At 32.8% G+C, this 26,469-nt stretch carries 21 protein-coding genes and 1 pseudogene; 11 read left to right on the plus strand and 11 right to left on the minus strand.

Going from position 1 to position 26,469, the window contains the following annotated elements; translation table 11 throughout:
* Window positions 1–50: 50 nt before the first annotated feature.
* Window positions 51–1,721: an amidase family protein gene (locus tag WPG_RS12320; protein WP_045473115.1), complete on the plus strand. Its 1,671-nt coding sequence runs from the start codon at window positions 51–53 to the stop codon at window positions 1,719–1,721.
* Here WPG_RS12320 and WPG_RS12325 read toward each other — a convergent pair.
* The gene (locus WPG_RS12325) at window positions 1,718–2,797 is read right to left on the minus strand and encodes a serine hydrolase domain-containing protein (RefSeq protein ID WP_045473118.1); all 1,080 of its coding nucleotides are present in this window, start codon (window positions 2,795–2,797) and stop codon (window positions 1,718–1,720) included. The genes WPG_RS12320 and WPG_RS12325 overlap by 4 nt on opposite strands.
* An 81-nt stretch (window positions 2,798–2,878) precedes the next feature.
* Between WPG_RS12325 and rimO the strand changes: the two genes are divergently transcribed.
* On the plus strand, window positions 2,879–4,183 hold the full coding sequence (rimO, locus tag WPG_RS12330) for a 30S ribosomal protein S12 methylthiotransferase RimO (protein ID WP_045475546.1): 1,305 nt from the start codon (window positions 2,879–2,881) through the stop codon (window positions 4,181–4,183).
* 51 nt (window positions 4,184–4,234) lie between these two features.
* On the opposite strand, the gene WPG_RS12335 is transcribed toward rimO, so the two are convergent.
* The 6 genes and pseudogenes from WPG_RS12335 to WPG_RS12360 all read right to left on the minus strand — a co-directional run bounded on the left by WPG_RS12335 (window position 4,235) and on the right by WPG_RS12360 (window position 11,428).
* Entirely contained in the window at window positions 4,235–4,777 is a 543-nt protein-coding gene (locus WPG_RS12335) for a DUF4287 domain-containing protein (protein ID WP_045473121.1), read from the minus strand.
* A gap of 170 nt (window positions 4,778–4,947) precedes the next feature.
* The gene (locus tag WPG_RS12340; protein WP_045473124.1) at window positions 4,948–5,274 is read right to left on the minus strand and encodes a hypothetical protein; all 327 of its coding nucleotides are present in this window, start codon (window positions 5,272–5,274) and stop codon (window positions 4,948–4,950) included.
* 3 nt (window positions 5,275–5,277) lie between these two features.
* Window positions 5,278–5,651, minus strand: a pseudogene (locus tag WPG_RS12345) (VOC family protein).
* A 45-nt stretch (window positions 5,652–5,696) separates the two neighbouring features.
* Window positions 5,697–6,056 carry a bleomycin resistance protein gene (locus WPG_RS12350; RefSeq protein ID WP_045473127.1) on the minus strand — a complete coding sequence of 120 codons (360 nt, stop codon included), beginning with the start codon at window positions 6,054–6,056 and terminating at the stop codon, window positions 5,697–5,699.
* Window positions 6,057–6,094: 38 nt separating this feature from the next.
* Window positions 6,095–8,923, minus strand: coding sequence for a M16 family metallopeptidase (locus WPG_RS12355; RefSeq protein ID WP_045473130.1), 2,829 nt, complete (start codon window positions 8,921–8,923; stop codon window positions 6,095–6,097).
* Between the two features lie 24 nt (window positions 8,924–8,947).
* Window positions 8,948–11,428, minus strand: a complete 2,481-nt coding sequence (locus tag WPG_RS12360) for a M14 family metallopeptidase (protein WP_045473133.1) — start codon at window positions 11,426–11,428, stop codon at window positions 8,948–8,950.
* Window positions 11,429–11,543: 115 nt separating this feature from the next.
* Here WPG_RS12360 and bshC point away from each other — a divergent pair, with 115 nt between their 5' ends.
* Window positions 11,544–13,145 carry a bacillithiol biosynthesis cysteine-adding enzyme BshC gene (gene bshC / locus WPG_RS12365; RefSeq protein WP_045473136.1) on the plus strand — a complete coding sequence of 534 codons (1,602 nt, stop codon included), beginning with the start codon at window positions 11,544–11,546 and terminating at the stop codon, window positions 13,143–13,145.
* 93 nt (window positions 13,146–13,238) lie between these two features.
* On the opposite strand, the gene WPG_RS12370 is transcribed toward bshC, so the two are convergent.
* Window positions 13,239–14,171 carry a cadherin repeat domain-containing protein gene (locus WPG_RS12370; protein WP_144374472.1) on the minus strand — a complete coding sequence of 311 codons (933 nt, stop codon included), beginning with the start codon at window positions 14,169–14,171 and terminating at the stop codon, window positions 13,239–13,241.
* Between the two features lie 187 nt (window positions 14,172–14,358).
* Here WPG_RS12370 and WPG_RS12375 point away from each other — a divergent pair, with 187 nt between their 5' ends.
* The 7 genes from WPG_RS12375 (at window position 14,359) to WPG_RS12405 (ending at window position 20,577) form a co-directional block, all read left to right on the plus strand.
* Complete coding sequence (locus tag WPG_RS12375; protein WP_144374473.1) at window positions 14,359–15,372, plus strand: T9SS type A sorting domain-containing protein; 1,014 nt, start codon at window positions 14,359–14,361, stop codon at window positions 15,370–15,372.
* Window positions 15,369–15,695, plus strand: coding sequence for a hypothetical protein (locus tag WPG_RS12380; RefSeq protein ID WP_045473143.1), 327 nt, complete (start codon window positions 15,369–15,371; stop codon window positions 15,693–15,695). Before WPG_RS12375 ends, WPG_RS12380 begins: the two co-directional genes overlap by 4 nt.
* A complete protein-coding gene (locus WPG_RS12385; RefSeq protein WP_045473145.1) occupies window positions 15,640–16,071 on the plus strand; it encodes a hypothetical protein in 432 nt (143 codons plus the stop codon). The genes WPG_RS12380 and WPG_RS12385 overlap by 56 nt, the downstream gene beginning before the upstream one ends.
* 106 nt (window positions 16,072–16,177) lie before the next feature.
* Window positions 16,178–17,713 (plus strand): glutamine-hydrolyzing GMP synthase, encoded by a 1,536-nt coding sequence (guaA, locus tag WPG_RS12390; protein WP_045473147.1) that lies wholly within the window; start codon window positions 16,178–16,180, stop codon window positions 17,711–17,713.
* A 59-nt stretch (window positions 17,714–17,772) separates the two neighbouring features.
* Window positions 17,773–19,677, plus strand: a complete 1,905-nt coding sequence (locus tag WPG_RS12395; RefSeq protein ID WP_045475548.1) for a LysM peptidoglycan-binding domain-containing protein — start codon at window positions 17,773–17,775, stop codon at window positions 19,675–19,677.
* Window positions 19,678–19,745: 68 nt separating this feature from the next.
* Entirely contained in the window at window positions 19,746–20,291 is a 546-nt protein-coding gene (locus WPG_RS12400) for a DUF922 domain-containing protein (protein ID WP_045473150.1), read from the plus strand.
* A 52-nt stretch (window positions 20,292–20,343) separates the two neighbouring features.
* A complete protein-coding gene (locus WPG_RS12405) occupies window positions 20,344–20,577 on the plus strand; it encodes a DUF3820 family protein (RefSeq protein WP_045473153.1) in 234 nt (77 codons plus the stop codon).
* Window positions 20,578–20,636: 59 nt separating this feature from the next.
* Here the strand turns inward: WPG_RS12405 and WPG_RS12410 are convergent, their stop codons facing one another.
* Genes WPG_RS12410 through WPG_RS12420 form a run of 3 tightly spaced genes read right to left on the minus strand, consistent with a single transcriptional unit; the run spans window position 20,637 to window position 25,208 of the window.
* Window positions 20,637–21,452, minus strand: a complete 816-nt coding sequence (locus tag WPG_RS12410; RefSeq protein WP_045473167.1) for a hypothetical protein — start codon at window positions 21,450–21,452, stop codon at window positions 20,637–20,639.
* Window positions 21,453–21,512: 60 nt separating this feature from the next.
* On the minus strand, window positions 21,513–22,001 hold the full coding sequence (locus WPG_RS12415) for a YdeI/OmpD-associated family protein (protein ID WP_045473170.1): 489 nt from the start codon (window positions 21,999–22,001) through the stop codon (window positions 21,513–21,515).
* Window positions 22,002–22,007: 6 nt separating this feature from the next.
* Entirely contained in the window at window positions 22,008–25,208 is a 3,201-nt protein-coding gene (locus WPG_RS12420) for a WD40/YVTN/BNR-like repeat-containing protein (RefSeq protein WP_045473174.1), read from the minus strand.
* Window positions 25,209–25,331: 123 nt separating this feature from the next.
* Here WPG_RS12420 and WPG_RS12425 point away from each other — a divergent pair, with 123 nt between their 5' ends.
* Complete coding sequence (locus WPG_RS12425; protein WP_045473177.1) at window positions 25,332–26,468, plus strand: vWA domain-containing protein; 1,137 nt, start codon at window positions 25,332–25,334, stop codon at window positions 26,466–26,468.
* Window position 26,469: the final 1 nt, after the last annotated feature.

Genomic DNA, 26,469 nt, shown 5'->3' on the forward strand with positions numbered 1-26,469 from the left:
AATTAAATTTTATAATGTGGTTTTCGTATTTTTATAAAAAATACTAACTTATGCCTCATATTCAATATCTTTTTGTTTTCCTTTTTATTTTTTCTTGTAAAAATTCTAAGTCTCGTGAGGCACGCGAACCTATTTCCCAGTCTGAAACAGTTGAAACTACGAAATCAGATGATTCTGGTTTAGATGCTATTTCAACCAAAGACTTTAGAGAGTTTAAAGTATTAGATTCTAAAAACTTAACAAAAACAGAAATTTGGAGTGGTATTAATCAGCAGCTAGCAGATTTTAATGATGCTGATTATAGTCGATTAAAACCATACATTCTAGAAAAAGATATAACCGAACTTCAAACTAATAGAACTACTAATAAATTTACCTATGAAGAGTTAACGAAGTTCTATTTATATCGTATTAGAAAGTTTGATAGAGAAAATCCGTTATCACTAAACTCGGTAATTGCTATTAATCCTAATGTTATTGAAGATGCTAGACTGAAAGATAGAGATTTTAGAAATAAAAAACTGAAGCATCCTATTTTCGGAATGCCTATCCTTTTAAAGGACAATGTTAATGCATCTGAAATGGCAACTACAGCCGGAGCAGTGGCATTAAAAAATAATTTTACACAAGATGCTTTTATTGTAAGTAAATTAAAATCTAAAGGTGCTTTAATTTTAGGTAAAGCAAACTTAAGTGAATGGGCTTATTTTTTCTGTGGAGATTGCCCAAGTGGTTATTCAGCCATTGGAGGACAAACCTTAAATCCTTACGGAAGACGAGTCATAGATACTGGTGGTTCAAGTTCAGGAAGTGGAGTATCTGTTTCTGCAAATTTTTGTGCGGCTTCAATAGGTAGTGAAACAGCTGGTTCTATTTTATCACCAGCAAGTCAGAATTCGGTTGTAGGTTTGAAGCCAACAATAGGATTGGTTAGTAGAAGTGGGATTGTTCCAATTTCTTCAACGTTAGATACCGCTGGACCAATTACTAGGACTGTAATAGATAACGCAATTGTTCTCGATGCTATTTATGGTTATGATAAATCTGATTCTAAATCAATTAAGAATAATGAATCTCTGACATATTTCCAAAAACCATCATCTAATATTTTAAAAGGAAAACGCTTTGGTGCACCTAAACGATTACTAGAAGACACCTTATATGCAAATGCAATAAAAGTTTTGAAAACGCAAGGAGCAGAAATTATTGAAATAGATGAAGAACCATTGGGATTGCCAAATTTCTTGCGATTACTAAATTTAGACATGAAGAAAGATTTGCCGTCTTATATGGAAAAATATGCGAATAAAACTATTGCATTGAGAACAGTTTCTGACGTTATGGCTTTCAATTTAGAAGACTCATTAAAAACGATGCCTTATGGTCAAAATTTATTCAAAGGTATCGCAAATGATAATGGCGATGAAATTTATTTAGAGCGTATAAAAGACACTTTAAAAACCAACGGTAAAGAATACTTTGATAATCCAATGAATGCTAATAAATTAGACGCATTTTTATCTATTAATAATTATCATGCAGCTTTTGCAGCAGTCGCAGAATATCCTGCATTGACTGTTCCAATGGGTTACACAAACAAAGGTGTTCCTAAAGGCTTAACCTTTATTGGAAAACGACTTCAAGAAAAGCAATTGTTAGAATGGGCTTATGTTTATGAGCAAGCATCAAAGGCTAGAGTTGCTCCAATGGATTATAATTAATCAATTAATGCGTTGATACGTAACCATAATTGGTTGTCAAAATCAGATAATGCAAAAGTTTCATTATTTGCAGCATTTCCCATTCTTATAACGACAATATTTTTGCTTGGAACTACATAAATCTTCTGGTCGTTTTTACCAAGCGCGGCATACATGTCTGAAGGTGCGTTAGGAATTAAAACGCCACTAAATTCGATTTGAGATTGTGGTAATCTGTAAGATGACTTTCCATTTAGCCACCACAAATAACCATAAGATTGGTTTAAGTCTTGCGAAGTATTTACGACATCTTCTAAATAATTTTCTGGAATAATTTGATTGGTTTCCCATTTTCCACCTGTATAGGTTAGTAAACCAAAACGTGCCATACTACGTGTTGTACTCCAGTATACATCAAAATCACCGGTTTGTAACCATGCACCTGTCATTCCAATCCTATCTTTTAATTTTGAATTAAAATAACTGGTCCAAGTTTGATTACTTGCTTCCGCTATTACATTTTGAAGTTTTACATATACATTATGATAAGCCCAACGATCTCCAGTATCAGCGCTGTATTGAAGGTTAGAAGTTGAGACATTATCACCTAAACTATCATCCAAACCAGAATTCATTGATAATAGATTTTTACAGGTAATAAAATTTTCTTTTTCTAGAGAAAGACTGGTCCAACCAGTTCCGATATGATCCGATACTTTATCATTAATATTTAATAAACCTTCATCATGAGCGATTCCTATGATAGCTGTAATTAATGTTTTTCCAGCACTTGCCCAGTACCAAGGTGATGTATTTGTATGATCGTTAAAATAAGATTCTACAACTATTTTACCGTTATGCAGAATTATAAAGCTTTTACTGTTTTTTTCTTCTAAATAATCTAATAAGGGTTGTAACTCAGATGAATTCCAATTTAATTCAGCTATTGTTTTGGTTTCCCATGTGTCAGAATTTAACGGAGGAAAATAAATTTCTTCATTAGTTGGTTCTTCATCGACAACAATTTCATCGTCAGAAGAACAAGACATAATTATTAATAAAACAAAGATAAATGAGGTTAAGCCTAATCGGTTCATGGTATAGATTTGTATTTAAGACCTATAAATATACTAAAGGTTTAATTTACATTGTATCTTTGCAAACTGATTTATATGACCATGCGTACAAAAACTCTTAAGAAAAATAGAATCAATGTTATCACTTTGGGCTGTAGTAAAAATGTTTACGATAGTGAAGTTTTAATGGGACAACTAAAGGCTAGTGGAAAAGATGTAGTGCATGAAGAAGAAGGCAATGTGGTTGTGATTAACACTTGTGGTTTTATAAATAATGCGAAGGAAGAAAGTGTTAATACCATTTTGGAGTACATGCAGAAGAAAGAAGATGGTGATGTAGATAAAGTATTTGTTACAGGTTGTTTAAGTGAACGCTATAAACCAGACTTAGAGAAAGAAATTCCAAACGTAGATCAGTATTTTGGTACTACAGAATTACCAGGTTTATTAAAGGCTTTAGGTGCAGATTATAAACATGAACTCATTGGCGAACGCTTAACAACAACTCCAAAAAACTATGCCTATTTAAAAATCGCAGAAGGTTGTGATAGACCTTGTAGTTTTTGTGCCATTCCATTAATGCGAGGTAAACATAAGAGTACTCCAATAGAAGAGATTGTTATTGAAGCTGAAAAGTTGGCTTCTAATGGAGTTAAGGAATTAATTCTTATTGCTCAAGATTTAACCTATTACGGTTTAGATTTATATAAGAAAAGAAACCTTGCAGAACTCCTTGAGCATTTAGTAAAAGTTGATGGTATTGATTGGATTCGTTTGCATTATGCATTCCCTACAGGTTTTCCGATGGATGTGTTAGATGTGATGAATCGTGAGCCTAAAATTTGTAACTATTTAGATATTCCGTTGCAACATATTTCGGATTCTATTTTGAAGAGTATGCGTCGTGGTACTACAAAAGAGAAAACCACTAAGCTGCTTAAGGAGTTTAGGTCTAAGGTTCCCGAAATGACTATTAGAACAACGCTTATTGTTGGCTATCCTGGTGAAACGCAAGAAGACTTTGAAACCCTTAGAGATTGGGTAAAAGACATGCGTTTTGAACGTTTAGGATGCTTCACATATTCGCACGAAGAAAACACACATGCATATAATTTAGAGGACGATGTACCAGAAGAGGTAAAGATGCAACGTGCCAATGAAATTATGGAAATTCAGTCACAGATTTCATGGGAACTTAACCAAGCAAAAATAGGGAAGGAGTTCAAAGTGGTTATTGACCGTAAAGAAGGTAACTACTTTGTTGGTCGTACTGAATTTGATTCGCCAGATGTAGATAACGAAGTGCTTATTGATGCGACTAAAACCTATCTAAAAACTGGAGAATTTGCAACGATTAAAGTTACTGAAGCTGAGGACTTTGATTTGTATGGTGAGGTAGTAAATTAAGGAAATTAGTTTATACTTTAGAATTAAACATCATAAGCTTTATGAACAAAATTATACTGCTTTTAAATATGCCTCAAGCATCCAGCCAATCAATTCTTTATCAATATCTGCTAAAGAAGTAATTTGAACACGATGTGTACACATGGTTCCAAATGGACCAGAATTACCAAGTCGATCTGTAGTTGGTTTTTCGGGTAATTTTAACCCTAAATCAATTCTTGTTTTTGTGGCTGGTTTGATTAAAACAAATTGTCGTTTTCTAATAATACTTACACTTGTCTTTTTTGGAGTTACAGTGACATCATTACCAAAGTCTTTTAGAATTGGTAGAAGCTTTTGGTAAATAGAGAATAGGCTTTCTTTACCTTTATATTGATTTGATACTAAGTCCTTATCAGAATTGTCTTCCTCTTTAGATAACATTACTATAGTATTAGCAAAACCATGAGTTACTCCATGTTCTTTCTTTAAGAAATTGACTCCTTCAGAATGTTTTGCAAAAGCTTTAGTTTTTATGATAGATTTCCATTGGTCTAATGATTTACCAGTTTTTTCAGGCATATTATTAATCATGGTTTGTAATGCTTTATCCATTTTATTTAATTTTTGAGTGACTAATATAGGATTTTGAGTGTCCTATAATTAAACACTACTATTATTTATGAGAAATCCAGTTAGACATAACAGGTTACAGATTTTTTTGCTATCGTTTTATACTCTAATAAGTGCCATTATATGGTATCTAGCATTTTGAATTTGTAGACTTATTTTGGTGGTAAACTATTAACGTAAGCAAAACTTTGTTCAAAATAGTTAACCATCAATTTTTTATTACTCCAAAGAGACTCAGGAACTAAAACATAATCCTTCATTTTTGCTCCATACGAATAATAGAAACCAGTATTATATGTCTCCATAAATTTTGCAGTTTTCTCTTTTGGTAAACGAATACCAATTTCTCCATCCTTATTGAGTAAAGTGAACATATAACCATTAGATGAGGTGTATATCATCTTTTTTCCTTTACGTTCAAAACCATTACAAGCTTCTGTAATGTCATCGTAAACTTTTAATGCGTCATCCCAAGTCATAATTTAGACGTGTTGATCGATTAGTATAGCATTTCCATCCGGATCTAAAACGACAAAACTAGCAGGTCCAGAATCGGAAGTTTTATCAATCTCACTGGCAAATGCAATGTCTTTAGATTTTAAATGTTTTTGAATATCACGAACGTCATCAAATTGTTCTAACGCATTTGCACTTTGGTCCCAACCAGGATTGAAAGTGAGAATATTATTTTCGAACATACCTTGAAACAAACCTACGAGTGATTCTTCATTTTTCATGATGAGGTAGTTCTTTTCAATATCTCCCGCAAAAACTGAAAACCCTAAAGTCTCATAGAACGCTTTTGATGCCTTAATATCTTTAACGGATAGCTTATAGAAAATGCTCCTAATTTCATAGTTTTTATTTTTAGTTAGCATTTAAAGATAATGAAAACTATACTTTATGAGATACTTTGTCCAAAGGTCAGTAAATTAGAATCAGGGTCAAGTAGAGCAAATTCTTTTTGTCCCCAAGGCTTAATATCTAAATTTCCATTAGGATGTATGGCTATTTTTTTATCTATTAGTTCTTTATATAATTGATCTATATTATTAGTTCTTAGGTAGATTTGTCCATAATTTTCTCTTGGATTTAGTTTTTTGAATTCAAAAAAATGAAGTTCTACATTATCCTTCTTTAGCATTAAATACCCATCATAATCTACAGTGCCCAATTCTTTAAAACCGAGTCCATTAGTATAATAGTCTCTTGTTATTGCCTTATTGCGCATTGGTAATTTTGGATGGATGTCAGTTAGCATAATAATTGATTTAATAATTATAGTATTATCTATTCCATTTATTCAGCGTTCAATAAAACAGGCTTTCCAAAACCTAAATCTTCTAGCTTACCCAATTGTGTTTTTGCATCACCAACAATTAAATAAATCATTTGATTAGGTTTAATGTAATTGTCAATTAGAGCTTTTACATCTTCAACCGTTAGCTCATTAACAATAGACTCGCGTTGTTTTGCATAATCATCTGGAAATCCATAGTTACTAATATTTGTCAACATGTCTAATTTTGCTCCAAGCGTTTCAAAAGCTCTAGCATTACTTTTAATAGTGTAACCTTTGGTAACATCTAAATCAGTTTCAGAATAATTTGTTCCATAATCTTCTAAAATCTGTTTTACTAAACTTGTTGCTTCGTACGTTACATTTGTTCGTATACCACTACTAATAGTGAATTCTCCTTGATGCGAAGAACCAGAGAAACGAGAGCGAATACCGTAAGTATACCCTTTGCCTTCTCGTAATTGCTGTGTTAGTTGTGATGCAAAACTTCCTCCACCTAGTCTATAATTCATCACTGAAGCCTTATAATAATCCTTGTGAGTAGTTTTTAATGCTGGATAGCCAAAACGAATTTCGGACTGTTTAGCTCCAGGAACATCATAAAAATATACTTTTGAAGTTTTAGGATACAGTGGAATTGCTAATTCTGGTAATACAACGTTTTTAGCTTCCCAAGTGTTATTTATCTTTTCTAAAGTAGTAATGACATCAGTTTCTGAAATTGCGCCTACAACATGCATGTTGGTTAACTTTGGTGTAAGATTAGTATTGTAATAATTCTGTAAATCCATTATAGTAATACTATTTACTGAAGTTTCAGTACCACTATTATTATAAGCTAAAATGTTTTGCTCACCATAAAGTAACTTAGCAAATTCATTAGAAGCTATGCTATTTGGATTGGCTTTACTGCGCTGAATACTACTAATGGTACTTTGTTTTAGTAACCCAAATTCTTTTTCGTCCCATCTTGGTTCTAATAGAATTTCTGTGACTAAATCCATTGTTTCATTAAAATGCTTAGACAAGGTATTTCCAGAGATAACAATACTTTCGTCTGTAGCATAGGTAGAAATTCTTGCCCCTAAACTTTCAATAGCATTCTCTAATTGCTCAGGCGTTTTATTTTTAGTGCCTTTAGTCATTAATCTAGCCAAAAGGTTAGAAACACCAACTTTATCTTTACTTTCTAATAAAAGCCCACCATCGATTTGCATTTCAAATTGTACCAAAGGAACTTCAGTATTTTGTATCCCGAAAACGTTAATACCAGAATCTAATTCGTGTTTCCAAACTTGTGGAATATTCAGTTCTGGGCTTTTTCCATAAGGAGGTTCAATACTTCTATCAAAACTACTTGGTGTCTTTTCGTAAGACGCAGCTAGACTTGGGTCAAATTCTTCTTCAGCGCCTTCAATAATTTTTTCTTCAACAACATTAGCTAATTGAGAGTTGTCTAAAACCAAATTCATTTGTCCTTTGGGTACGAAACTCGTTGCTATATAATTTTTGTCTTTTATATACTTGTCATAAACACGCATAACATCTTCTGGTGTCACAGCTAAAATATTTTTAACGTCTTTATTAATAAATCCAGGATCTCCTGCAAAGATTTCGTATTGCGCTAACTGAAATCCTTTTCCTAAAACACTAGAAAGACCATTATAAAACGAGGTTTCTTGACCAGCTTTAATACGGTTTAAATCCGTTTCAGAAATACCATTCACCTCAAAATCTCTGAAACCGTCATTTATTCCAGCTGCTATTGTGTTTAAGTTAGTTTGATTAAAAGCAGTGACACTTAACATTAGTTGTCCAGCAATTTCTGATGAATTTTGAGATAGTCTTACACTACTTGTTAATTGCTGATCTTCAACTAAAATTTTATTTAAAGGTGCCTTTTTTCCTTCTGTTAAATATTGTGACAATACGCTCAAGGCATATGCATCTGGGTGATATTGGTAAACTGATGGCCAAGTCATGGTTAACCTTGGAGCGCGCGCAAAATTATCTTCGTAAAAAAAGCGTTTAGATGCTTTTAAGGACACAGATTGTTTTTCAATTTTTGGAATATCATCACCTTTAGGAATTTCGTCAAAATATTTTTTCACCCATGCTTTTGTTTGTGCAACATCAATATCACCTGCAATAGTTAAGGTGACATTATTAGGTACATACCAACGTTTGTAAAATTCTTTTACATCGTCTAATGTGGCGTTTTGTAAATCTTCTAAAGATCCAATAACCTCCCAACTGTATGGATGACCAGAAGGGTAAAGATTGCTATTAATTACAGATGAATTATGTCCATAAGGTCTATTGTCTACACGTTGGCGTTTTTCATTTTTAACGACTTGCTTTTCTTTAGCTAAAACAGGTTCTGTAACTGTGTTAATAAAGTAACCTAATTTATCTGCTTCAGCCCAAATCATTTTTTCTAAAGCATCTATTGGTACTGTTTGAAAATAATTTGTTCGGTCTCTACTTGTAGAACCATTTGCACCAGATCCACCAATACGAGCACTCATTTGGTCTAAACCTCCTTTACCCAAGTTCTCTGATTCTAGGAATAATAAGTGCTCAAACAAGTGAGCAAAACCTGTACGGCCTTCTTTTTCTCTAGCTGAACCAACATGAGCAGTTAAAGCTACTGCTGCTAAAGGATCTGACTTATCTACATGAAGAATAACCTGTAATCCGTTGTCCAATGTGAATTTTTCAAAATCGACTTTAAACTCTTGTGTAGTTTCTTTTGCTTCGTTTTGTTTACATGCTGAAAATGCTATTAAAATGAATAGACTTAATAATAATGTTTTAAGATGTTTCATAATTAAGATATTTTGATTGATGTATTATAGCTCATAGACATTATTATTCACAAAGAAAATAGAGTTCACCAAAAATAATTTTCCATTTTCCCAAAAGCTTCTAAATAATGTGTTTTCTGCCATATATATAAAGCTGCCATTACCCATTTGTTCTTCCCCAAATACTAAAGTTTGGTCTAAATTTTTTAGTGCATTTTTTCCAGCAAAACCTGAATATACTTTTGTGTCATTTATATACGACACATTATAACCATTGCTTAATAGGCTATATGCAGAGCTACCTCGCTTAAGTGTAAAATAGTGATCGTTATACCCAAAAGCCATAGGATGAGTATTGTCTACTTCAGTGTTAAAAACGGCTCCTGTAATTAAATTGTTGCTATACTCACGTTCACGATCTGCGTAAGGAGTTAAATTGTCTTCGTCTTCATCCCCCTTAGATTTTTTATAATTTAAGCTAAACCCTTCTTTACCAGTAAAACTTCGCAATGCTCCGTCTATAGCTATGACCTTTCCTCCAGCACGAACCCAGTCTTTTAGTTTTTTCATATTTCCTTCATTTAGTACGCTGCCATAATAGCCATTAGGAATTATTAATACATTAAATTTATCTAAGTTGGTTCTACTTAAATGATCTGTATTTATTGAAGTTATTGGGTAATGCAATTGTTGTTCAAAGAAATGCCAGATTTCTCCATAACTTAATGAAGATGTACCTTCACCAGATAATACTGCAATTTTTTGTTTATTAATTAACTTAATATCTGGAGAGCCAATATCTGGTGTGGTCTGAGAAAACCCAGTATTGATTGTAGTCATAAAATGCGAGTGTCTCTGTGCTATTTTATTTAAAGATTTCACAAAATCTTTAATGTGCTTATTATCACCTTTGGTTATAATTAATGAACCACGCTCAAAATCTGATCCGCTTGAGCTAAAAGGTTTTTCTGTAAATCTCACCTTAAAATTATTCTTTAACAAATCCGCTAAAAATTTGGCATCATTTAAGGAGTTCCATTTACTAACGTAACCATAAGCATCATACAATATTTGTAGTTCTTTAGGTTCAAATTTTTTAGTGCTATTTGCTTTAGAAGTACTTGCAATAGCGTCCAAACCATAAGCATAAGGTATTGACCAAGCTGTAATATCATAGGTTAATGAATCTGAGAGTTTAGCATCTGGTTCAAATAGAACTTTGATCATTTTTCCTTTTGGCTGATTAGTATGTATCACCAAAGCATCACTATTAACATTCATGCTGCTTTGTTGGCCTGTCTTGTAGTTGTAACCAGAAACTTTTGACCCATTAGCATTTTCGTAAGCAATTTCATGGGTATTGAGTAGATTTTTTAAACTTTTCAAGTTATCAGAATTACCTTTTAAGACATAACTCTTATATTTTAAGTTAGAATTATCAAAGAACTTTGCAAATTCCGAATTTAATTGTTTGGCATTTTTTGAGGCAATTTCAACTGTTGAAATTCCTGTTGTGGTATGATGAGTAAGCCGTTCTATTAACGTCAAAACATGACCTTCGTCATTCAAAATTCCTAGTCCAGCCATGCCGTGACCACCTTGTTCGTAGGTCATACCAATCGCTCCCATATAAGTAGGATACGTGTCACCATAACTCGGATAGAATAAATCAAAACGCTCTCTTGTAAAAAACAACCAACCTTCGGCATCAAAATACTTTGCATGATTTTTTCCTATTTGTGTTTGAAAATCACGTTGCCAATCACTAATAATTTCATGAAAAGGCTCAGCCGCAGGTGCAAAATAATAAGGCTCATTAATACCTTGTTCATGAAAATCTACATGAATATGAGGCATCCATTTGTTATAAACTTTAAGGCGTAATGCAGTTTCTACTTGTGTTGCCCAAGCCCAATCTCTATTTAAATCAAAAAGATAATGATTAGGACGACCTCCTGGCCAAGGTTCATTATGTTCACTTGCTTTTCTGTCTATATCGTATGGTTGACTTGCAGTTTCATTATACCAATTAACGTAACGATCTCTACCATCTGGATTAATACAAGGGTCTATTATAACTACAGTGTTCTCTAGTAAATCTTGTCGTTCAGTTAGCAATTTGTAAAGCGTTAACATAGAAGCTTCTGTACTAGATGCTTCATTACCATGAACGTTATAACTCAACCAAACAATTGCAGTATTTGTAGATGTTGGTGTGCCATCTATTAAACCTGTATTTTTTAGATTATTCTCACGAATAGTTTCTAGGTTTTTAATATTCTCTTCGCTAGAAACATAAGTTAAGTATAGTTCTCTGCGCTCATTGGTTTCTCCATATTTTTCAAACTTTACTTGATTAGGAAGTACATTTGCAATAGACTGAAAATAATCAACAACTTGGTGATGACGACTAAATTGTGTGCCTATGTCATAACCTAAAAAGTCGCTAGGAGATTGAATACTTTGAGCAATTGATAAGGTTTGAAAACTAAATCCGACAAGTAGTAGAACTAATAATTTTTGCATTTATAAGGGAGTTTAATTGATTGCTAGTAAATATACATAGCATAGGTGAATTAACTAAAAATTAGCAGTTAAAATATAGAAGTACCTTATATTTATACCATAATTTAAGATTTGTATGCCAACCAACTATATTCCTTTTAGAGAAACCAATTACTTCTCTGATTTTATTTGTGATTATTTGGATGAAAAGCCAAAGTTAAAGCCTTTATACAATCGATTTCCAGCAATAGGAAATTTTGAGGCACAGATAGAAGAAAAGCTTCATTCTGAAATTGTTAGGGAACCTTATAGAAAGGTTTTGGTTGATGTACTTACCAAACAATATTCACAAATAAACACATCAGAATTAACACTTCAAAATATTGAAAATTTAAATTCTGAAAATACGTTTACCATTACAACTGGTCATCAATTAAATTTATTTACTGGGCCTTTATATTTTCTATTCAAGATTATTTCTGCCATTAATCTTACTAAACAATTAAAAACATCTTATCCTAACTATAACTTTGTGCCTGTCTATTGGATGGCTTCAGAAGATCATGATTTTGATGAGATCAATTATTTTAATTTTAGAGGCAAGAAAATACAATGGAATTCTAACCAATCTGGTGCAGTAGGGCATTTTAATACTGAAGGTTTAGATGCTGTTTTTGAAGTCGTTTCAGCAGAATTTGGATTAGGAAAAAATGCAGAACAATTAAAAAAATGGTTTAAAGATGCGTATTTGCAACACAATAATTTAGCAAATGCAACACGTTATTTGGCAAATGAATTATTTGGGAAACATGGTTTGGTGATTTTAGATTCTGACCACAAAGATTTAAAACGTTTATTTATTCCTAATATAGAAAAAGAACTCGTTGAACAAATTGGTTTTAATGAGGTTTCAAAGACGAATAGTAGTCTTGAAGATTTAGGGTTAAAAATTCAAGTGAATCCAAGAGAGATTAATTTTTTCTATTTAGATAAAGATTTAAGAGAACGAATCGTTTTTGAAGATAACCTGTTTAAAGTAAACAATACAAATATATCTTGGAGTAAGAGCGAATTATTAAAACACCTCGATGAGATGCCAGAACGTTTTTCTCCAAACGTAATTATGCGTCCATTATACCAAGAAGTTATTTTACCGAACCTCTGTTACATAGGTGGTGGTGGAGAAATGATTTATTGGTTGCAATTAAAATCTAATTTTAAAGTGCATAATGTCACTTTTCCAATGTTATTGTTACGGAATTCTGTATTGGTAAAAACGAAAAAGCAAACGTCTAAATTAGAGAATCTTAATATTTCAGATAAAGACCTGTTTTTAAAGCGTAGTAGTTTTATTAATAAGAAAGTTAGAAAAATATCTAATGTAGATATCGATTTTTCTAAACAGTTAAAATATTTAGAACAGCAGTTTGAAGATTTATATAAGCTAGCTGAGCAAACGGATAAATCGTTTATAGGCGCTGTAAAAGCTCAAGAGGTAAAGCAATTAAAAGGTATAGAGCACCTTGAAAAGAGATTACTTAAAGCACAAAAAAAGAAATTAGCAGACCAAATAAGTCGCTGTACAGAATTACAAGAGCAATTATTTCCTAACCAGAGCTTACAAGAGCGAAACACTAATTTTTCTGAATTGTATTTAGAGTATGGTGATAGTTTAATTGATGAGTTGATAAAGCTTTTAGAACCCTTAAATGGTGAATTTACTATTATCACTATTTAGAGTGCCATACTTAATTAATCCATTATGATAAATAATAAAAAGCAGGCTTTCACCTACCTTTTATTAACCAACTAAATAATTTATATAAAAGTATTAGTCCCATTGCTTTACAGTTGTAGTTAAACCTTGATATAAAGCAATACCTGTGCAATTACTGGTCAAGTCTTCACTATCTCCAAATTTATATTTAAAATTATGATCTGCTACATTTACATATGCTAGTCGACCAGAGATACCTAAGTAAGATGTAGAATCAAAACTTTGTGAGTTTCCTTTTAAAACAAAATATTTATCACCAGCATTATGTTCTAGTAAGGTTTGACCTAAGTCAATAAATCCTTCATCAATATTATTACTAGAAACCTTCACCTTAGCATCAGTTACGCCATCATCATCACCTTTATATTTTATAGCAAATATGTATTGTGAAGGAGCGATGTCAATACCGTTATTGTTTGAGTATGTATAATATCCTGAATCATAGCTTGTTGTTATGTCAATATTATAATGTTCATCTGAAGTGCTAGCTCTTTGAATATCATATAATTTAGTTGCTAGCATATTATACTCATCTTCAGTAACTAGTATCCACTCACCATTCATAGCATTTTGATAAGCTTGTTGTGAGGTACTTAAAAAAGATAAGATATCATCAATATTATTTAATGTAATTAATATATCAGATATGGCACTATCTAGCGAGTTAGTGACTGTAATTGTAGCTTCTATAATAGAGTTTATTTCATAGTCGAATTTTGAACTATCATTTATCGTGATTTCGCCAGTTGCATTATTAATTGCGATGGCACCTGTTGGTGATTGTGAAGAGATACTATAAACTAAGGAACCAGTTAGATTTGTTGCTACATTGCATAATGTTTGGCCATTTGATGGATTCTCATCAATTGTTAATGTTATATCTGAGGCACTTGGTGTGAAATTATCTACCTCTACAGTGTCATCCGCTGAACAAGAAATAATTAATGCTAAGCCGAAAAATAAAAGAAAATTAAATTTGAATTTCATAATGTTTGCGTTTTGTGGTTTAAATTTTTCCTGTTGTAGCGACTTGCTACTGGATGTCTGCAGCCAAATCCAGCACAAGGCACCACAAAACTGGTTTGCCATTTAAAAATGACAACACAAACTTACAAGGATGCGTAAATGAAATAAAAAATGCCTTACGGACAATTAGTGGACAACCCTAAATCTCTTGTTTTGCCAATCTAATTTATTAATTGCTGATCAACTTAATTTGCAAAATGGAAGTAATGAAAATTTAGAACTTTTCAATGCTATAAATAATCCAAATTTAGCATGTATTTTGGTAGATAATCCAGTGGCTGTAATTTCAAATACTGATGGAATATATGACAATTGGTTTAAAGATGATTCGTCTAGTTATAAAACATTTTGTTCTGATGCAGATAATGATGGTATTCCTAATGAAGATGATCTTTGTCCTACAACTGAGTTTGGTGCTGCTGTTGATTTATTTGGTTGTGCTATTCCAAATTTGCCCAATGATAACTTTGCAATTTCAATAACTGGTGAAACCTGTCTTAATAGCAATAATGTTAAAATCACTATTGTAGCACAAGAGTTATATACATATGATGTTTTACTTGAGCGTGAAGATTTTTATGAAGAATACAATTTTACGAACGACATTGATATTTTCAATCTATTGGCTGGTACTTATCAAATGTGTGTTACGATCGAAGAATGGCCAAATTATGAAAGCTGTTATACTATTGTTATAACACAACCAGATCCCTTAGAAATATTTACCTGTCGAGTTATAAATACAAATGATTTTTCGCTAAACATGTCTGGAAGTAATAGTTATAATATTAAATTTAATGGTGACGCATTCACTACACACAGTTCAGCAATTACACTTCAGTTAGAGGAAGGGGTTAATAGAGTAGAAGTGAGTACAGATTTAGAATGCCAAGGTGTTTATAAAGACCTAATTATTTTAACAGACGATTTTCTGGTATACCCAAATCCTTTTAGAGATGAAATTAAGATTAATAATGGTAAAGAAGGCGGTGAAGTTATAGTAAATATTTACTCAACAATCGGACAATTAGTTTTAAATAAAACATATATAAATCAAGGCATAGAGATTCGTGTTGATACCAGTTCTTTACCTACAGGAATGTATTTAATCTCTATACAAACTGAGGCTATAGTGTCTACATATAAAATTGTAAAAAAATGAAAAGATTAACTTATATATTGTTCTTGACCATTTTTATTTGTGGGTGCAAAGATACAACGGATGATGATCCAATAATTGATAGTGGAAATGGTCAAGATGAACCAACAGGTGTATTATTGGTTTTCCCTTATGAAGATGAATTATGTAATGAAGGCGCTAATTTAACACCAACTGAGAGTACTGTTTTTTTTGAATGGCAACCTAATAGTAATGCTGAGGTTTATACATTGTCAATAGAGAATTTAGATACAGGTACAATCACGGTATATGAAACTGAGGAATTTATTTTTTCGAGTAACAATTCCACGTGCAAATGCATTTAGATGGTTTGTCAATTATAATTTTTTAGAACAAACTCAAGAAAGCGCTAGATGGAATTTTTATAATGCTGGCCCAGGAGTTCAAACGTATTCGCCTTTTCCTGCAGAGATAGTTTCACCAACCATGGCCCAAACTATTTCGTCTACAAGTTCAGTTACTTTGCAATGGAATGGTAGCGATGTAGATAATGATATTGTAAACTATGATATTTACTTCGGTGTTAATAATCCACCAAGCATTAATTCCTCTGGAATTTCTGCAGATCAATTAACTGTTTCTGTTGCTCCAAATACTATTTATTATTGGAATGTTGTTACTAAAGATGCTGCAGGAAATACATCAGAATCTGGTGTTTACCAATTTAGAGTATTAGAGTAATTCATTTTTTTTTGAAGAGATTTTTCTCATTTTAATTTGTTAAAAAAATATTCAAAAAATCGTAGAGAGTAAATCATCAATCTGAAAGCAATTGTTATTTTTGCACATGCAAAATAACAAAGTCCTTATTTTAGATTTCGGATCGCAATACACGCAACTTATAGCGCGTCGTGTGAGAGAGTTAAATATTTATTGCGAAATCCATCCATTCAATAAAATCCCCTCAGCTTCCGAAAGCTTTAAAGCTGTCGTTTTATCTGGTAGTCCAAATTCAGTTAGAGGTGAAGATGTTTTACATCCAGACCTTTCAGGAATTAGAGGTGAAAAACCACTGTTAGCAGTTTGCTATGGTGCACAATATTTAGCACATTTTTCAGGAGGAGAAGTTGCAGAATCTAATACCAGAGAATATGGTAGAGCTAACTTAAACTTCGTTAAAGAGGATGAAGATTTCTTTACAGGAATTTCTAAAGGAAGTCAAGTTTGGATGAGTCACAGTGATACGATTAAAAAATTGCCATCTAATGGTGTTTTATTAGCCAGTACTCATGACGTTAAAAATGCAGCTTTTAAGATAGATGGTGAAACAACATATGCTATTCAGTTTCATCCAGAAGTATATCATTCCACAGATGGTCGTCAATTACTAGAAAACTTTTTAGTCCATATAGCTCAAGTTGAACAAGATTGGACACCAGATTCTTTTGTTGACGAAACTGTAAATGCACTTAAAGAACAATTAGGTGACGATAAAGTCGTTTTAGGATTGTCTGGAGGTGTAGATTCTTCAGTGGCTGCAATGTTACTGCATAAGGCCATTGGAAAAAACCTTTATTGCATCTTTGTAAATAACGGCTTACTTCGTAAAAATGAGTTTACCGATGTATTAAAGCAATACGAAGGGATGGGATTGAACGTTAAAGGTGTAGATGCTTCGGCACGCTTTTTGGATGCGTTAAAGGGATTGAGTGATCCTGAAAAGAAAAGAAAAGCAATTGGAGCCGAGTTTATTGCTGTTTTTGATGATGAAGCACATTTAATACAGGATGTAAAGTGGTTAGCACAAGGCACCATTTATCCAGATGTTATAGAGAGTGTATCGGCAACAGGAGGACCAAGTGCAACAATAAAGAGTCATCATAACGTAGGTGGTTTACCTGATTATATGAAATTAAAAGTTGTAGAGCCTCTGAAAGCCTTGTTTAAAGATGAAGTAAGACGGGTAGGTGCTTCAATGCATATGGATTCTCAATTGTTAGGTCGTCATCCATTTCCGGGTCCTGGATTGGCAATTCGTATCCTTGGAGATCTAACTGAAGAGAAAGTACGTATATTACAAGAGGTAGATGCTATTTTTATTAATAATCTAAGATCTTGGGATTTATACGATAAAGTATGGCAAGCAGGTGCAATGTTGTTACCGGTGAATAGTGTAGGAGTGATGGGAGATGAGCGTACTTACGAAAAATGTGTGGCACTGAGAGCTGTAGAGAGTACAGACGGAATGACTGCAGATTGGGTGAATTTACCTTATGAGTTTTTGCAAAAAACCTCAAACGAAATTATAAATAAAGTAAAAGGTGTGAATAGAGTTGTTTATGATATTAGCTCTAAACCACCTGCAACTATAGAATGGGAATAGAATTAGTGACTTTTTTACTGAATTTGTTTCTAAAAATAGGATTAGCTAAAACATATAATATGAAACATATTTTAACCATTATACTAATTGCGTTTACCGTAACACTAAGTGCTCAAAACTATCAAGAACATAAAGTAAAATCAGGTGAAACAATTGAGAGTATTGCAAAGCAGTATTTGGTGACTCCTTTCGATATTTATGCTTTAAACCCTGATGCTAAGTCAAACTTTCAGCCAAATTCCGTTTTAATTATTCCTAACTCCAAAATTAAGAACGAACCTATTGAAGAAGAGTTTCGTGAACTTATTGGTTATAAAAAACATAAAGTAAAGCGTAAAGAAACCTTGTATGGTTTATCTAAAAAATATGCTGTTTCTGAAGAAGAAATAAAGAAAGCAAATCGTTTTTTATATTCTGAAAATCTAAAAAAAGGGGATAGAATAAGAATTCCACGATATAGAACAGTAATATCTAAGCAAACTTATAGCAATACAGTTAAAAAGTATAAAGTACTACCAAGTGAAGGTAAATGGCGAATTGCCTACAAATTCGGAATTACTGTTGCTGAGTTAGAGAATTTAAATCCAGGAATGAGTGAAGTTATTCAGCCAGGTGATGAGCTCAACGTTCCTAATATTAAAGATAAGGAAGAGAAGTCAATTGAAATGACTTCTAATTATTATGAAGTTTTACCAAAAGAAGGGTTTTATAGATTAGAAAAAAAATTAGGATTATCCCAAGAACAATTAGAAGTACTCAATCCAGAATTAAAAGAAACGGGTTTAAAAGCTGGTATGGTTTTAAAAATTCCTTCTGAGGTTGATGTTGCGGGTAATTTAAGTGCTGTAGAGACAACGAGTCTAGCCTCTAAATTGACTAATTTTAAGACTAAAAAGATAGCTTTAATGATGCCTTATCGGTTAAATAGAATTGATGTAGATTCTATTGCCGAGTCAAAGGCTATGATTAAAAATAGCAGATTGCTTTCTGTTGTGTTAGATTTTCATGTAGGAGTTACAATGGCATTAGATTCTGCAAAACAATTAGGAATCTCAACAGACTTAAAAGTATTAGACACTCAATATAATTCTGGTGCGACAGGAAAATTATTAAGTGATAATGATTTTTCAGACTATGATGCAGTAATTGGGCCAATGGAAGAAGGAAATTTCGATCGTGTTGCTTCAGCTTTAAAAAGAGATAATGTTCCTGTTATTGCTGCAATGAAGAAGCCGAAAAAAGTTTATAGTAATGTATTTCAGACCGTGCCTGAAGATAAACTTCTGCGTAAAACGATGATAGATTTTGTTAAAGCAGATAGTTTAAAAACGGAGGTAATTATTATTTCAGATAGAGCTCATAAAGCCTCTAGTGAAGCTTTAAAAGCGGAATTTGATGGTGCAAAATTGATTTTATCGCGTACGAATAAAAAGAACCCAATTGATGGATTTTTTATATACGAAACAGATTTAGAAAATGTATTTAAGGCAGGTAAAACTATTGTGTTTTTAGAGACGAGTAGTAATGCATTTGCATCAAGCGTAATTAGTATGCTTAATGGGTTGATTGTAGATAGAACAGAGATTGTATTAGCAACTTTAGATAAAAACAAAGCTTTTGAAGGTAAAAATATAGATAATAATAATCTCTCTAATTTAAAGTTTCATTACCCATCAGTAAATAAAGATTTTGATGAAAGCAGATCTAATGCTTTTGTAAGGTCCTACAGAAAAGAGTATGGTGTATCACCAAGTAAGTATGTAGCTCGTGGTTTTGATATTACTTTAGACATTCTAATGCGATTAGCTTCTGAAGATAATTTATTTGAAGCCTCTAGTGCTGACATAGAAACTGAACATATCGAAAACAAATTTAGATATAATAAATCTTTATTTGGTGGCTATGTTAATGAAGCTATTTATATTGTTAAATACGATAATTTAAGAATCGTAAAAGCTGATTAAAGCGCAATAATAATTTAGAGATGGCGTTTTAATCTAAGTATATTCAATACGCTATTAACTTGTTCCTTATGCAAATAAAGCATATCATTTTTTGTTTTTTGTTTTTTGTAATTGGTATAAATACTCATGAAGAAACATTGACTTGGAACGAATCGAGGCGTTTAACCTGGGATGATTTTAGAGCTGATGCAGATTCAAATTCTGATGCTGTAGCACTAACAGCTTCTGGTATTACGTTTGGTTATTCTGTTAAGACTTCTGGAGACCGAATTATAGGGTTTTCTGCTTCAGTTGAAGCCCATTTTTACCCAAATAAATCTTGGTATATAGTAGATAAAGAAAATACTTATATACTAGGGCATGAGCAGTTGCATTTTGATATTACTGAATTATATGCTCGTAAATTTAGAAAACAACTAGAGCGTTTGGTTGTGAACCAAAATGTAAAAGAACAAATGAATCGTTTACATGTTGCTATTAATGAAGCACTTGGTGAAACTCAAATACGATATGATACTCAAAGTAATCATTCTATAAATGTTGAAATGCAAAAGCAATGGGAAGCTTTCATAAAAGAAGAACTAAAAAAATTAGATGAATACAAGTCTAAATAAATACCTTGAGCCATTACTACATCATTAAGAATATAATTAGCAATTAAACTAAATGAACATAGAGGGTAGCAAGGAAGCACTTATAGAACTTGCACATTATAAAATGCCTTTTGGTAAATACAAGGACAGGTATTTAGTCGATGTCCCAGAATACTATTATACCTGGTTTAAACAAAAAGGATTTCCAGAAGGTAAACTAGGACGTATGATGCTACAAATGCATGATATTAAAATCAATGGACTTGAAGAGCTAATTCATAGAATCCAAAGGGATTTTAAGAAGTAACATAAAAGTTATTACCCGTAATAATTTTAATATTTGTACTAAAGTGTTTTTACCTCAATCTATAGCGCCTTCAAGGTGACTTTACGTTCAACACTATTGAATGGTCCTGGAAGTATATTTCCTTCAGTATCAACTATTTTAAGGGCAATGCTTACTTCTCCCATCGGTAAGCCAGTTATTACATGTGGTACCCATTGTGTAATTGTAAACTCTTCACCATTAATAGTTGCAATGACTTTATGACCTGTTTCTGACAGTTCAGTATTTAAAACAAAAAAGTCTAAAAGAATATTTTCAGCATCTTTCCCAACGTATGTTCCTTTTGGTCGGCTATATATTAATGTTGGTGAATCCATTTGAAGACCTAAACTATCTTCGGCATTTTCACCAACGACAAGTTTTCTTACCACCATAGAGTTATCATTTTTTACAGACTCATGATACGAACGACTTAAAAAAGCAACTAAATGATGAACACCTGCTGGAATTTCTTTTTTTATGTTAGGTTCATAATGAGCAGAGTAAGGTTGGTTGTTAAGTATAAAATGAATGTGCTGTCCTTTTCCTGAATTTGCTAATTTTTCTTTATTAGGACTATCTGTAATCTCACCAAGAGCATAATTCTCTAATCCAAAGTCGAAATCAACTTCACTTGCTTCAGAAATCACCATTGTTTCAGAAGTATCTAACATCAATTTAGCATCAGCATATGCTGGTGAATCTGTTAGAGGTGCAATAGAAATTTTTACTACTTCATTTTCAGTAGATACTTGTTCGTTAGTATCTTCTGTTTCTTCATTCTCTTTTTTATTGTCTTTACAAGCTGTTGCGAAAACAATTATGAATGCTAGTAGTGCTAATTTTAAATTTTTCATGGTAATAGGATTAGTTTTTAGTAAAGTTAAGTAGATAATTGCGTACACGCAAAAAAGATATTAATTCTTCTTTAACCAAAGTTTTGGATCTGTGATGCCACGTTTTAAGTTTTCTGTGATTAATAAAGCTTTATTTACCCTCATTTGAGCTGATTTATATCTAGAGATTGTATAAATAATACTGCGTTTTCTACCTGGTGTTAAACTCTCGAATATAGTGCAAGCTTCATAATCACTCATAAGAACAGCTTCTAACTCTTCAGACATGTCAACACCATACTTTGAAGTATCTTCAAAAACTTGAAGAGTAAAGTAATCGTTCATAAAAATCCCTAATTCTTTTTGCTTGTTTTTGCTAAAGTAAATCTGAAATAGACCTGTTTTTTCTTTTTTTAATGCTGCATAGAATTCAATATGTTGGTTTTCAAATGTAGCAGTAACTTTTACACGTTTATGATTTTGATCAATAAAAGCTCGAATCGGTTTTTCTGGTAGAATTACACTTTGTTTATCAGCTAAAGTGACTTCAAATGGTAAACTTTTGAGCATGCTTAATCAATCTAAACCAAAAGTCTTAGTCTCTTTAAAAGGATCCATTTGAATTTGTTTCATACTACTTTGGTAATTTTTCCAAGCTGTATTAAAGAAACTATTAGTCTCACCTATCAATTTACCTAAAGCATCTTTTGCATGTTTCATTAAAGTTGTTTCGGTTGAGGTTAATCCTGTCTGACTATTGGATACATAATTATTAGCGAAACGAAGACGTTGTAAAGGTGTCACTTCTGGATTTCTCGTAATTCCTTGACGTTTGTCAACTTTACCTAAATATTTATCTATTAAGCTGTCTATTGATTTTACAATGTCTTTAGAACCTTTAATTTGATCCTTATATTTTTCTTTATCTAGTTTAGATAAGTTCTTTTTATAAGTTTCAGCAATCGTTTTGCTTTCCACTAATTGCTTTACAGCATTTGCAGCCGTTTCTTGCATTTTTTCTAACTTTTTAGCCGCAGCATAAACTTCATCAATATTCTTTTGAGATACTTCTAATCGTGGATCAGATTCTACTTTAATAGTTGTTTCAGACATTTGGTCTCCATAATGTAATTCAGCTTTATAAAATCCTGGCTTAACATTTACACCACCTGGTTCTCTAGTTTGCTTTCTAATTCGACGAGATGGTCTACTCACTCCAGCTTCAGTCATAAACCAAGATAATTTGTGGATGCCGTTTTCTTTAGGAGCTTTTAGCTTTAATGTTCTTATTAAGCGTGCTTCATCATAAAATTTTAAGGTTAGCGAATCCCACTTTACTTTTGACTCTTCTTTTTCAGAACCTGTTTCGTCTTCATCTTTATCCTTTTTATCTGATTTAGGCTGTTCTTTTTTATTGAACATATATGCAAGCTGAGCTCCATATTCTCTATTATCACCATGGTACATGGCATCTGCACCAAAACGACTTCCTGTTGGTTGCTGATAAGCAGCTTGATATGCTGTTGGTGGATCAAATAACATAATAGTTGAAGTTATTACAGATGCGTCGTTAGCGATTGCTCTTAATGGTCTTATATCATCTAAAACCCAAGCAGCACGACCAAAAGTACCTATTACTAAATCGTGTTCTCTTGGTTGAATTACCAAATCTTTTACTGATGTTGTTGGGAAACCTTCAGTCCATTTGGTCCATTTTTTACCAGCATTTACAGAAATATATAAACCATCATCTGTTCCTAAGAATAGTAGATTTGGTTCTACTAAATCTTCAACGATAGCTAATGTATAACTTTGCACATCGTTTTCATCTACAATACGTTCCCAGGTCTTACCATAGTTTTTTGTTCTATAAGCATAAGGCGTATAATTAAAACGTCTATAATCATTGGCGATTAAAAGTGCTTCGCCTTTATTTTTATTAGAGGCTTTTATTTGTGCGATCCAACTACCTTCTGGTAAACCCTTTAAGTTTTTAGACACATCATTCCAATTGTTTCCTCCGTCAGTTGTGTAGTGTACTCGTCCGTCATCAGTACCAGCCCAAAGCATATCTTTTTCAAGTACTGAAGGTTCAATAACTAAGATAGTAGTATGGTTTTCTGCACCAGTAGCATCCATACTTAGACCACCACTTTCAGATTGCTTTTGTTTCTCTGGATCATTGGTTGATAAGTCTGGAGAAATAACCGTCCAAGTTTCACCCTTATCAGTTGATTTATGTACAAACTGACTTCCAAAGTAAAGTGTACTATTATCAAAAGGGTCAATGTTTATAGCAGAATTCCAGTTAAAACGTAAACGTACATCTGGATCTGGATGTGTTGGACGTACACCATAATTATTTCCTGTTTGCCAATCGTATCTGCTGACATAACCTTGTTGACTCATAGACCATCCATAACGCGAATCATCTCTGTCTGGCACCACATCAAAACCATCACCAAAACTGATTTCTTGCCAATAGCTGTTTCTAATCCCTTGAGCACGCCAAACATAAGCTGGTCCTCTCCAAGATCCATTGTCTTGCATACCACCATAGACGTTATAAGGAAATTCGTTATCTACATTAATATGATAGAATTGCGCCACAGGTAAGTTGCCAATAAAGCGCCAAGTTTTTCCACCATCTTTAGTGATATTCATACCACCATCATTGCCATCAATCATAAAGTTTCCATTTTCAGGATGAATCCACCAGGCATGATGATCTGGATGAACACCATTACTTACACCATAAGCAGGCATCAATTGCGAGAAATTTTTCCCGCCATCTTCTGAAACATTCACGTAAGTAAATACAGAATATACACGATTTTCATTTTGTGGATCGACATAGATTTCAGAATAGTAAAATGGACGATTACCAATATCATTTTTATCATTTACCTTTTTCCATTTAGAACCACCATCTTCACTTTTATAGAGTGCGTTCTTTTTTGCTTCTACTAAGGCATAAATAATATTTGGTTTATTTGGTGCGATTGCTATACCAATACGTCCTAAATTCCCTTGAGGGAAACCATCATCTTCTGTTATTTTCTTCCAAGTTTTTCCACCATCATGCGTAATATGCAAACCAGAGCCTTTACCTCCAGAATTGAAGAACCAAGGGTCACGTTTATGTTCCCACATTGCAGCAATTAACTTGTTTGGATTTGTAGGATCCATTATTAAATCTGCAACACCTGTTTTATTATTAGTGAATAAAATTTTATTCCATGTTTTTCCGCCGTCAGTAGTTTTAAAAACACCACGTTCTGGATGTTCTCCCCAAGGGGAACCAATTGCACCAACATAAACTACATCTGGATTTGTTGGGTCAACTACAATACGATGAATATGTCTTGTGTTTTCAAGACCCATTGCCATCCATGTTTTACCTCCATCAAGGGATTTGTATACACCAAAACCACCATTCAATGAATTACGAGGATTTCCCTCTCCAGTACCGACCCAAATCACACTTGGATTAGATTGCTGTATTTCTACTGCTCCAATAGAAGCTGTTAATTGCTTTTCGAAAATTGGTTCCCATGTGATTCCACCAGAATTTGATTTCCAGAGACCACCAGAGGCAGTACCTACGTACATCACATCAGTATTACTGTTTACCACATCTATTGCGGTAACACGACCAGACATGCCACCAGGACCAATATTTCGCGGTGCCATATTTTTGACCATGTCCATTGAAAATTCTTGTGCAGAAACAAGCGTTATGCAGAATAGCATAACAATAGAAAAGAGATTCTTCATTATATTAAGGTTAGTTAAGTAATGCTTAAAATTAAGCAAAAGAAATGATAGAATTCTTAATGAGTTGTTAAGTTGTTCTTAACACTATTTTTTGATTCGAAAAAGCTTTATTTTTACATAACTATGAAGGACAAAAGAAAAACATCGGGTTTTGTGTTCAAGACCTACGAAGCTCCTAATCAATCTCCTTTTGACAAACTCTTTGAGATATTTAAGGAACTCATAACATATACATCTGGTGATTTTGATGAAGCTATAGATTGGCTTCGTCAGCTTGACAAAGAATATGAATTAACAACTCCTGAGTATACTATAGATGATTTTATAGAAGACCTAAAGAATAAAGGTTATATAAGAGAAGAGATTGACCCAACAGGAAATGGTGATGGTAAAGGTAAAACAACCATTACTGCAAAAACTGAGCGTGCGATTCGTCAACAAGCTTTAGACCATATTTTCGGAAAGATTAAACGTAGTGGTTCAGGTAATCATAAAAGCAAAGGAGTTGGTCTTGGAGATGAACATACTGGTAATTTCAGAGCTTATCAATTTGGTGATAATTTAGATAAAGTTTCCATGACTGAAAGCATTAGAAATGCGCAAATTAATAATGGTATAGGTGATTTTAGTTTAACTGAAGATGATTTAGTAGTTGAAGAAACTCTTCATAAAAGTCAGATGAGTACTGTGTTAATGATAGATATTAGCCACAGCATGATTCTCTATGGTGAGGATCGAATTACTCCAGCTAAAAGAGTGGCTATGGCTTTGGCAGAATTAATTACCACACGATATCCTAAGGACACCTTAGAAATCTTAGTATTCGGTAATGATGCTTGGCCTATTAAAATAAAAGAATTACCATATCTTAAAGTTGGTCCATACCATACGAATACTGTTGCAGGCTTACAATTAGCAATGGATATGTTGCGTAGAAAACGGAATACTAACAAGCAGATTTTTATGATAACAGATGGTAAACCAAGTTGCTTGCGTATGCCAGATGGACAATACTATAAGAACAGTAATGGTCTAGATCCATTTATTACTAATAAGTGTTATACGATGGCAGAACAGGCAAGACGATTACATATACCTATTACTACATTTATGATTGCAGAAGATCCTTATTTAATGCGATTTATTAGAGAGTTTACGCAAGCCAATAGAGGTAAAGCTTTCTATACAGGTCTCAAAGGACTCGGAGAAATGATATTTGAAGATTACGAAAACAACAGAAAGAAAAGAATTAAAGGATAAA

The organism is Winogradskyella sp. PG-2 (genome assembly GCF_000828715.1).
Lineage (GTDB): Bacteria > Bacteroidota > Bacteroidia > Flavobacteriales > Flavobacteriaceae > Winogradskyella.

Coding starts and splice junctions, on each gene's coding strand:
- WPG_RS12370 (WP_144374472.1), bottom strand. CDS start 14,171: ATGAAATTCAAATTTAATTTTCTTTTATTTTTCGGCTTAGCATTAATT.
- WPG_RS12405 (WP_045473153.1), top strand. CDS start 20,344: ATGAACATAGAGGGTAGCAAGGAAGCACTTATAGAACTTGCACATTAT.
- WPG_RS12380 (WP_045473143.1), top strand. CDS start 15,369: ATGAAAAGATTAACTTATATATTGTTCTTGACCATTTTTATTTGTGGG.
- bshC (WP_045473136.1), top strand. CDS start 11,544: ATGCCAACCAACTATATTCCTTTTAGAGAAACCAATTACTTCTCTGAT.
- WPG_RS12350 (WP_045473127.1), bottom strand. CDS start 6,056: ATGCTAACTGACATCCATCCAAAATTACCAATGCGCAATAAGGCAATA.
- WPG_RS12325 (WP_045473118.1), bottom strand. CDS start 2,797: ATGAACCGATTAGGCTTAACCTCATTTATCTTTGTTTTATTAATAATT.
- WPG_RS12395 (WP_045475548.1), top strand. CDS start 17,773: ATGAAACATATTTTAACCATTATACTAATTGCGTTTACCGTAACACTA.
- WPG_RS12420 (WP_045473174.1), bottom strand. CDS start 25,208: ATGAAGAATCTCTTTTCTATTGTTATGCTATTCTGCATAACGCTTGTT.
- WPG_RS12340 (WP_045473124.1), bottom strand. CDS start 5,274: ATGACTTGGGATGACGCATTAAAAGTTTACGATGACATTACAGAAGCT.
- WPG_RS12425 (WP_045473177.1), top strand. CDS start 25,332: ATGAAGGACAAAAGAAAAACATCGGGTTTTGTGTTCAAGACCTACGAA.
- rimO (WP_045475546.1), top strand. CDS start 2,879: ATGCGTACAAAAACTCTTAAGAAAAATAGAATCAATGTTATCACTTTG.
- WPG_RS12355 (WP_045473130.1), bottom strand. CDS start 8,923: ATGAAACATCTTAAAACATTATTATTAAGTCTATTCATTTTAATAGCA.
- guaA (WP_045473147.1), top strand. CDS start 16,178: ATGCAAAATAACAAAGTCCTTATTTTAGATTTCGGATCGCAATACACG.
- WPG_RS12320 (WP_045473115.1), top strand. CDS start 51: ATGCCTCATATTCAATATCTTTTTGTTTTCCTTTTTATTTTTTCTTGT.
- WPG_RS12400 (WP_045473150.1), top strand. CDS start 19,746: ATGCAAATAAAGCATATCATTTTTTGTTTTTTGTTTTTTGTAATTGGT.
- WPG_RS12360 (WP_045473133.1), bottom strand. CDS start 11,428: ATGCAAAAATTATTAGTTCTACTACTTGTCGGATTTAGTTTTCAAACC.
- WPG_RS12385 (WP_045473145.1), top strand. CDS start 15,640: ATGAAACTGAGGAATTTATTTTTTCGAGTAACAATTCCACGTGCAAAT.
- WPG_RS12410 (WP_045473167.1), bottom strand. CDS start 21,452: ATGAAAAATTTAAAATTAGCACTACTAGCATTCATAATTGTTTTCGCA.
- WPG_RS12335 (WP_045473121.1), bottom strand. CDS start 4,777: ATGGATAAAGCATTACAAACCATGATTAATAATATGCCTGAAAAAACT.
- WPG_RS12415 (WP_045473170.1), bottom strand. CDS start 22,001: ATGCTCAAAAGTTTACCATTTGAAGTCACTTTAGCTGATAAACAAAGT.